This is a genomic window from Bacillus cereus group sp. N14, assembly GCF_016483555.1.
Taxonomy (GTDB): Bacteria; Bacillota; Bacilli; order Bacillales; family Bacillaceae_G; genus Bacillus_A; species Bacillus_A wiedmannii.
This window is the reverse complement of the sequence record NZ_JAEHBQ010000046.1, coordinates 1-7,652: the sequence shown is the minus strand read 5'-3', so window position 1 is coordinate 7,652 and position 7,652 is coordinate 1. Positions and strand designations below refer to the sequence as shown.

Genomic DNA, 7,652 nt, shown 5'->3' with positions numbered 1-7,652 from the left:
AGGAGGAATATGATGAGTCAAGATATTGAAAAACAAATTAATCAAGTAAATCAAAAGTTACGAAGTGTATTTGAAGAGCAGGACCGAAATCAATCTGCGATTCAAAAACAGGAAAAAGTAGAAGAAGATTTTCATGCATGGAAGAATCAAAACCATCGTTTGTTTGATCGTATTTTAGGAACTTGGCATAAAGATAGAGAAATGTCATTGTTTTTTATGGATATGCGTCAAGAAGCACAATACATAGAACGAAAACTTACATTTGAATTGGAAAGCCAAAAAGAAACATTGTTTAAAGAGAAACGAGATCTTAGTGACTTAGAAAATGATCTTTCATATCAGCAACAACAATTAGTAAAGGAGGCTAATTCATGAGTTTAAATATGTATTTGGGAGAAGTACAAAACCAAACTCAAAGTATGAATGCTGTATGTACGGCCACCATTCAAGGTATGGAACAAGCCATTCAGTCGATTGACGCTTTTGCAACTGATACTGTGTTACAAGGGCAAACATATAGCAGTGCAAAAGCATTTTTTGTACAAACCTTTCGTCCTTTAGCGCAAGGAATTATTTACTTATGTGAAGAGCTAATCCGTCAAAACAATGCCTTTCCAAGTCAATTTCAGTCACAGGTAGCTTCAACTGATGTTATTGAACAAGAAATATTAGAACAAATTCGAGAAATTGACCGAATGAAAGCAAGTATGGAAGCTGTCAATCAAGCTATGCCAATGCCGGGTATGGATGCCATGGTAAATCTTTTTATTGTTATGAGGCAAAAACTGCAAGAAAAGCTGGATCATTTGTATCAATTCAATCAGACCTCTAGTAATAATTATAGTACGGCAATTCAATTAGCAACTAGCATTGCTACAGGTCTTGCGGAAGTCCAAAGTGGAAAAGGTTTTAATGCTTTAACAGGGATATTTAGTGTGAAAGAATTAAATATGGAATGGACAGTAGCTATTCAAAAAAAATCAGAAGATAAAGTTCATGCTGTTCAAATTGAAAAAGAAGCTGTTAAAAATGATTGGTTTTTGATGGATTCAAAAGAGGTAAAGGAAAAAGCTGAGGAAACAGCTAATGGAGTAGCCACAGTTACTGGAGTAGTTGTAAAAGGAATTGGTAGTATAATAAATGGTAAAAAGTATGAAAAATCATTTACTGAGGAAAAGGGATATGGTGGTATATTTATTAAAGGTCTTACACTTGAAGCAGAGCCATTTGTAAGTTCTCGTACTTATGATAGATTTGATGTAAAAGATAAAGAAAAGAGAGAACAAACCTATGGACCTATGGTTGGTTTTACAGTAGCCCAAGCCGGAATAGAACAAGAGAATATTAAAGGGTTTGGAATAGGAGCTGAGGCTAAAGTAGCTCTTGCTACTGCAGAGTTAGGTGCTCATGTGGAAAATGGAAATTTACATATAGGAGCTGAAGCTACTCTAGTAAAATATGAGAGTGCTATAAAAATCCCTCTTCCATTTTCTAATAAAAAATTACAAATTGGGGGATCAGCATCGCTTGGGACAGTCGGAGGATCTTTAGAAGCTGGAAAAAGCGGAGTGAAATTCCATGTACCATTTGGTCCTGGTGTAGGTTTATGGGGATTTGGTGGAGAATTTGTTATTAAAGAATAAAGGAGAAAATTAGTATGGCTAAGAAAGTTAAAATTTTAAAATATTTTATGATTATATTAGCTTGCATTGCAATTTTCGTTACAGTTTTACCTAATGCATTAGATCCAAATGAATCACTAGCAGGGAAAATTTCAGTTGCAACCTTCGGTACAATTGGAGCTTGTTTACTATTCTCTATTATTTATTTTATTGTAAAAAAAGCTATTTTAAGAAGGGGAAAATAAGATGGGACAAAATTTAGAGTTAGAATTACTTCCAATAGGTTCTGTTGTAATGTTTAAAGATTGGGAACATCCATTAATGGTTTATGGAAGAAGACAGATGGATTCTGAAACAAAAAAAACATGGGATTATGTATGTTGTTATTTTCCTCATGGTAATATTTCTTCGGAGTACAATTTCTTTTTGAACCACGAAGATATTTCTAATGTTTTACATCTTGGTTTTATTAATGAAACAGAATTAGAGTTTCAAAAATTATTTAAAAAAGAAGTTGAAGAAAAGCAGTGATTCTTTTAAGGTGTTGGTGTTTTTGAAATAGTTAAAGAATGAATCTTAATACGTATATATTTAAAGAAAGGGGGATCTCTATGAAATTACTGCGTTTATTTCTGATTTTCACTCTTGTTGTATTGTTAAGCGCATGTAATACAGCAACAAAAGTCACAAAGGTTCAAAAAAATGGCGAAACGACTTTAACAATTGGTTCTTTGCAGGGGTATTACGATTTACAAACGCTTAAAGCTGAAAAAGGAAATGTGGAAATTCCTTATGAGGCAGCAGTTGAAGAAGGTACGATTTTATTGCAAGTCACAAAAGACGATAAGGTCATTTATGAAGAAGAAGTCACTTCTCAAAAAGAAGGTTTGCTTTCTTTTGAAGCGCCAAAACCCGGATCATATGATTTAATTGTACGTGTGAAGGGTAAAGAAGAGAAAGCAAAAGGAATTCAAATACATACAAAGCTATAAAAAATGGCAATTGGTTTTTACCCGTTTGCCAATTCTATTTCTAGTTGGTTTTGGTAATACATGCTTATTAATTTTTAAGAAGTAAACGTAAAGTAGCTCCAAAATATACAATAAAAATTGATTTTGGAGCTACTTTCACTTTTGGTGATTCTTAATAAAACATTTAATAAATTTTATAATAATTTAATTCTAATCATTAAAAATCCTACTTTTTCTTACTTTAATAGTTTCTAAAATATAAATAAGAATACCTAAACCAAATATCTTTTCAGCATTAGAAATATTATTACCTAATTTAATAATAGGTACATTTAATCCGAATTTTTCACTCCATTCTAAAGGCATATATCCTTTTTTACAGTTTATTAATATACGATCATCTATTGTACGAAAAGATGTTTCAAAAAAATCAAATTCAACTTCTATCTCAGAAAGTTTTATCTCTTTTTCATTTATTAAAGAACCACGTACCATTCCAAATCCCTGTATAATATTTTCTTTAAACATGCCTACACAATTATAATTTGAATCATAAATAGCCCAATCATAATTTTCAATTTCACTATGAAAGTATGCAAGAATTTCTCCATCACTTGCTTCTAATCCAAAAACTTCTTTATTTTTTAAAATAGGTAATGTTGAAGAAATCATCTTTGTTCCTGCTACATATCTTCCATCAGGAGTATATAAACCTAAATGTTTATTATTGCCGGGTAATTCTAACAAAACATAAGTATCAATATCCCAAAATGTTAAATCATTTTTAACTATATTTTTTTCTAGTAAATTTCCTTTTCTTAATTGCCAAAATCCAATACTAAAAAATACAAGAGAAGCTATAATAATTAAGATTACTGGTCCCCAATTAATATTACCCCAAGTATTATACATACCAATTAATCCATAAAGAAAAAGCCCAGTTCCAATTAAACACTTAAACTTCCCCTTTTTTTTATAATACTCAAATAATTCCACGCAAACACCTCTATCAGTTGATTTTAATACTCCAATTATTCTTTAAATATAACAAAGAAAAAATGTATAATCTAACGTTTTTTCGAAAATATAATTAAAAAAATAGTAATTCTAAATAAATTAAATTTGAAATATATCAAGAATATTATCTTTTTCTTCTTTATTAATTCCAATATATTTCAGGGTGATGTGTGGTGTGCTATGGTTAAGAATTTCTTGTAACATAGCAACATCTTTTGTTTGTTTATAGAACCAATAGCCGAAGGTTTTTCGCATGGTGTGGGTACCAATGGATTCTACATCGGTAAAATCTCCGGCTTTTTGCAATTGTCGATAAACCTGGATCTTACTAATGGGTTGATCTCCTTTTCGAGAAGGGAATAACCAGGTACTTTCTAGTATTTGGCTATAAGAGTATACTTCGTCAAAAATAGAAGTAAGGTTAATCATACGTTCTTTCTTCGTTTTTCCCTCTTTGATCTTGAATTCTTTTCTCTTTTTTCATTTTAACTTTAATATAGTTTGTGTTTCGATTTGGAGTAGATCGCTAATACGCAATCCTGTATTGATTCCAATTAGAAATAAAATATAATCTCGTTTTGAACAGTGGCGTTTTAGGGACCATTTCATATCTTCGATCTGTTCTTTGCTACGGATAGGTTGGACATCAATGAGATGTGATTTTTTGTTCATGGATTTTGACCTCTTTATTTATAGTGTTTTGAATGTATACTTTTGTTGTATAAATTGAAAATATCAGGGGAATTGGTCAGAAGTCAATGTTTTAAAGGGTTTGAATGTAAACTAATATTTAAAAGTTTACTTTCAGGAATAACAAAAAAAGAGTCCTATATTAAGAGGACTTTTTTTCTATTTCCCTTATTTTTTTCCGCAACTGTTTGCCAAGTGAACATGCTCATTAAAAATTTTGTTGTTAATTTGTTTTTCATATTTTTTTAATGTTTCATTTATTTTACTACCAGTTTTACTTTCGAAACTTTTCTCTAGTTCTGATGCTATATCTCTTGTATTTGTTTGTAAATCGTGAAATATCCCTATGTTTTTTTGAAGAGCATATGTATCTTCTTTTATAATATCTATTGATTTAAACTCTACCTCTGTTTTTAACATCATACGCTGCATTTCTTTTTCAATTTGTTTTTTAGCAGCTTGTAATTCATCAACAACCTGATTTGCTAAATCTCCTGCAGCATTTTCGATTTGTTTTTCTATCTTTTTAATTTCTCCTATAAAATCCATCATATAATTATCCCCTTACTAATCCTTGAAAATTCGCTGCTAATTGGTTGTCTTTATCTCTTAGTGAATTTGCTGCATCACTAATATCATCTCCGAATCGGCTTAAACTCTTTTGTTCTTTTTTTAAAAGATGGATTAATTCTTCTGCTAGGTTTGCGTCATGGAAATAGTCATTTCCACCTTTTCTAATTTTAGCAATTCGTGAGATGGCTTCATCTACTTCGTGTTCTTCTAATAAATGATATCTTCCACCTGGCCCTGTTTCATGTTTTAATTGATTTTTTAACTTTTGAACTGCTTCAGCTTCGTTTCTTTGAAATTCTTCTATATTTTTTGCGATATCTGATAATCGATTGCTGAGTGTTTGAATTTTTTTTGCTTGTTTTATAATATCTTCAGGTTCTAATTTTAATATGGGGCTTCCATTTGAATGAAAGGATCCCTTAAATGTATCTCTGCCGTGTCCGTCCATAGTTAAACGTGTAAAAAGTCCTTGTTTTGTATCGTTCTGTCTCACTGTGTATTGCTTACCAATTAGAGGTGCACCAAATTGAGTGTGGTTACCAATCGGGTCATTTTCATGTGTATAATCAGTTGCTTTATTTTCCATTTTCCCTTCATTTACTCGTTTTTTTGCTTCAGGACTTAGTACACCATAGGGATTCGGTGCAGCCCATGTAGTTGCATAACAATCTAATTCTGCAGCGATAAGGTCTGCTTCTGCACCACCTTTACTATGTCCAGTGGTATGAAGAGAAGAAGGGTTATATTTTGCTACGATGTCATTTTTTGCCCATTTTAATCCAGTATTAAATGATGTTTCAGAATCAGGTTTTATAGTTTGACTGTTACTTGGAGTAATTACTTTAGAATGTGTTTTAATTCCAAACGTAATCTGATCGATATCTGTTTCGAAATCTGCTAATTGGTTAGGCTCTGTCCCACGAAATGCTAGGATTATCTCATCATAATGTGTTGCATTTTCATCATATTTGTCTGCTGGTACTACTGCGATAGCTTCTAATCCATTTTTTACTTTTTGACAATCCGCATTAATTGATTCTATAACTATCCATTTTTTACCCCCTACTCCTTTTATTTCGGCTCCTTTGTGAAGATAATCATCGTCATAAACACGACTTGATAGTTTGAAAAAATCTTCATCTGTCGCAATGGTATTCTTTTTAAATTCACTCATATGTTTCAACTCATTTCATGGTATATTTTAACTATATTGAAATATAAGGGGATTTCTTATGAAGAAGAAGTTGGTAATTTTCATATCCATTATTTGTATTATAGCAGGAGGGTATTTTACAATGGAATACTTAAAACAAAAAGAAAAAGAAGAAAAGTTTTGGAAAACACAAGAAACAAGGGTAGAAAAATATATTCATTACAATATTAAAGATGTGAAATCTATTACGTTTACAAAACATGAGGTGAATCCGATGGGAATCCCTACTATAAAAGGATATATAAATGGTGATCAAGAATTATGGTTCGGTGCTAGTATCAGTACAACGAAAGACTTTGAAGATGATTTTGGACGTTCTGGAGAACTGGGGAAACTTATAAAAGACCCTGAAAAATCGGTATCTGAAATTGAAAAAGAAGAGAAAGAAAAAAGAAAAGAGTAGTCTTTGCACTACTCTTTTCTTCTCTTCTCTATCCCATTTTAAGAAGAATGCAATGGTAAGTTTTTTATAAGGGGAATTTCTAATGAAGAAAGTAATGATTTGGGTTATATCTGCTGTGGTGCTTATAGCAGGAGGGTATTTTACAATGGAATACTTAAAACAAAAAGAAAAAGAAGAAAAGTTTTGGAAAGTGCAAGAAGCACGAGTAGAAAAGTATATTCGTTATAATATTCAGGATGTAAAATCGATTACGTTTACAGAAAAGAGTGTAAGTCCTATGGGAGTCCCAAGATTAAAAGGCTATATAAATAATAATAAAGAATTAGATTTCATAGCTCGTATAAGTACAACTGAAAACTTTGAAGATAAGTTTACATGTTCTGGAGAACTATATGATAACTACATGAAAAAAACAGCAAAGTCCGTATCTGAAATTGAAAAAGAGGAGAAGGAAAAGAAACAAGAGTAGTTTTTGCACTACTCTTTTCTTCTCTTCTCTATCCCATTTTAAGAAGAATGCAATGGTAAGTTTTTTATAAGGGGAATTTCTAATGAAGAAAGTAATGATTTTGGTTGTATCTGTTGTAGTGCTCATAGCAGGAGGGTATTTTACAATGGAATACTTAAAACAAAAAGAAAAAGAAGAAAGGTTTTGGAAAGTACAAGAGGCAAGAATAGAAAAGTATATTCATTATAATATTCAAGATGTAAAATCTATTACGTTTATAGAACATAAAATAAGCCCTATGGGAGTTCCTCACATAAAAGGATATATAAATGATAATCGAGAATTATGGTTTGATGCTGGTCTTGATGATAATGATACTTTTGAAAGAAAATTGGGGCGTTCTGGGGAACTTGGAAAACTTATAAAAGACCCTGAAAAATCGGTATCTGAAATTGAAAAAGAAGAGAAGGAAAAGAAACAAGAGTAGTCTTTGTGATTACTCTTGTTTTTTATTATAGAAAAATAAAATGTTTGAAAGTTTTTAACAATGCATTATAATATATTTAGTAAAATTAACCAAATATGTATTTTACTCATTATGTACTAAAGGGGAGATAAAAATGGCTGGACAAATTCGTATGTCACCAGAGGAGCTTAAATCGAAAGCGACTCGATATGGACAAGGTGCAAATCAAATTGAGGACATTTTACGTCA

At 31.2% G+C, this 7,652-nt stretch carries 11 protein-coding genes and 2 pseudogenes; 9 read left to right on the top strand and 4 right to left on the bottom strand.

The annotated features are described in order from the left end of the window. Nucleotides 1–12: 12 nt before the first annotated feature. The 5 genes from JDS82_RS28915 to JDS82_RS28895 all read left to right on the top strand — a co-directional run bounded on the left by JDS82_RS28915 (nt 13) and on the right by JDS82_RS28895 (nt 2,614). The gene (locus tag JDS82_RS28915) at nt 13–375 is read left to right on the top strand and encodes a DUF3958 family protein (RefSeq protein ID WP_048545593.1); all 363 of its coding nucleotides are present in this window, start codon (nt 13–15) and stop codon (nt 373–375) included. Continuing rightward, nucleotides 372–1,643, top strand: coding sequence for a T7SS effector LXG polymorphic toxin (locus JDS82_RS28910; RefSeq protein WP_061672107.1), 1,272 nt, complete (start codon nt 372–374; stop codon nt 1,641–1,643). Before JDS82_RS28915 ends, JDS82_RS28910 begins: the two co-directional genes overlap by 4 nt. A gap of 14 nt (nt 1,644–1,657) precedes the next feature. Beyond that, nucleotides 1,658–1,867, top strand: coding sequence for a hypothetical protein (locus tag JDS82_RS28905; protein ID WP_061672106.1), 210 nt, complete (start codon nt 1,658–1,660; stop codon nt 1,865–1,867). 1 nt (nt 1,868) lies between these two features. Continuing rightward, nucleotides 1,869–2,153 carry a DUF4176 domain-containing protein gene (locus JDS82_RS28900; RefSeq protein ID WP_000531357.1) on the top strand — a complete coding sequence of 95 codons (285 nt, stop codon included), beginning with the start codon at nt 1,869–1,871 and terminating at the stop codon, nt 2,151–2,153. 80 nt (nt 2,154–2,233) lie between these two features. Then, entirely contained in the window at nt 2,234–2,614 is a 381-nt protein-coding gene (locus JDS82_RS28895) for a BA_1872 family lipoprotein (RefSeq protein WP_061672105.1), read from the top strand. Nucleotides 2,615–2,803: 189 nt separating this feature from the next. Here JDS82_RS28895 and JDS82_RS28890 read toward each other — a convergent pair whose 3' ends face one another. The 4 genes and pseudogenes from JDS82_RS28890 to JDS82_RS28875 all read right to left on the bottom strand — a co-directional run bounded on the left by JDS82_RS28890 (nt 2,804) and on the right by JDS82_RS28875 (nt 6,047). Beyond that, on the bottom strand, nt 2,804–3,589 hold the full coding sequence (locus JDS82_RS28890; RefSeq protein ID WP_000418484.1) for a hypothetical protein: 786 nt from the start codon (nt 3,587–3,589) through the stop codon (nt 2,804–2,806). Nucleotides 3,590–3,709: 120 nt separating this feature from the next. Continuing rightward, nucleotides 3,710–4,282: pseudogene (locus JDS82_RS28885) on the bottom strand (tyrosine-type recombinase/integrase). A 186-nt stretch (nt 4,283–4,468) separates the two neighbouring features. Further along, complete coding sequence (locus tag JDS82_RS28880) at nt 4,469–4,852, bottom strand: hypothetical protein (RefSeq protein ID WP_064057276.1); 384 nt, start codon at nt 4,850–4,852, stop codon at nt 4,469–4,471. Between the two features lie 4 nt (nt 4,853–4,856). Next, on the bottom strand, nt 4,857–6,047 hold the full coding sequence (locus tag JDS82_RS28875; RefSeq protein WP_199714320.1) for an alpha/beta hydrolase family protein: 1,191 nt from the start codon (nt 6,045–6,047) through the stop codon (nt 4,857–4,859). Between the two features lie 58 nt (nt 6,048–6,105). Here JDS82_RS28875 and JDS82_RS28870 point away from each other — a divergent pair, with 58 nt between their 5' ends. The 4 genes and pseudogenes from JDS82_RS28870 to JDS82_RS28855 form a co-directional block, all read left to right on the top strand. Next, a complete protein-coding gene (locus JDS82_RS28870) occupies nt 6,106–6,489 on the top strand; it encodes a DUF1433 domain-containing protein (protein WP_061673112.1) in 384 nt (127 codons plus the stop codon). Between the two features lie 82 nt (nt 6,490–6,571). After that, complete coding sequence (locus JDS82_RS28865) at nt 6,572–6,958, top strand: DUF1433 domain-containing protein (RefSeq protein ID WP_199714319.1); 387 nt, start codon at nt 6,572–6,574, stop codon at nt 6,956–6,958. An 82-nt stretch (nt 6,959–7,040) separates the two neighbouring features. Next, nucleotides 7,041–7,424 (top strand): DUF1433 domain-containing protein, encoded by a 384-nt coding sequence (locus tag JDS82_RS28860; RefSeq protein ID WP_064057390.1) that lies wholly within the window; start codon nt 7,041–7,043, stop codon nt 7,422–7,424. A gap of 133 nt (nt 7,425–7,557) precedes the next feature. Next, nucleotides 7,558–7,652, top strand: a pseudogene (locus tag JDS82_RS28855) (WXG100 family type VII secretion target); the annotation flags it as partial.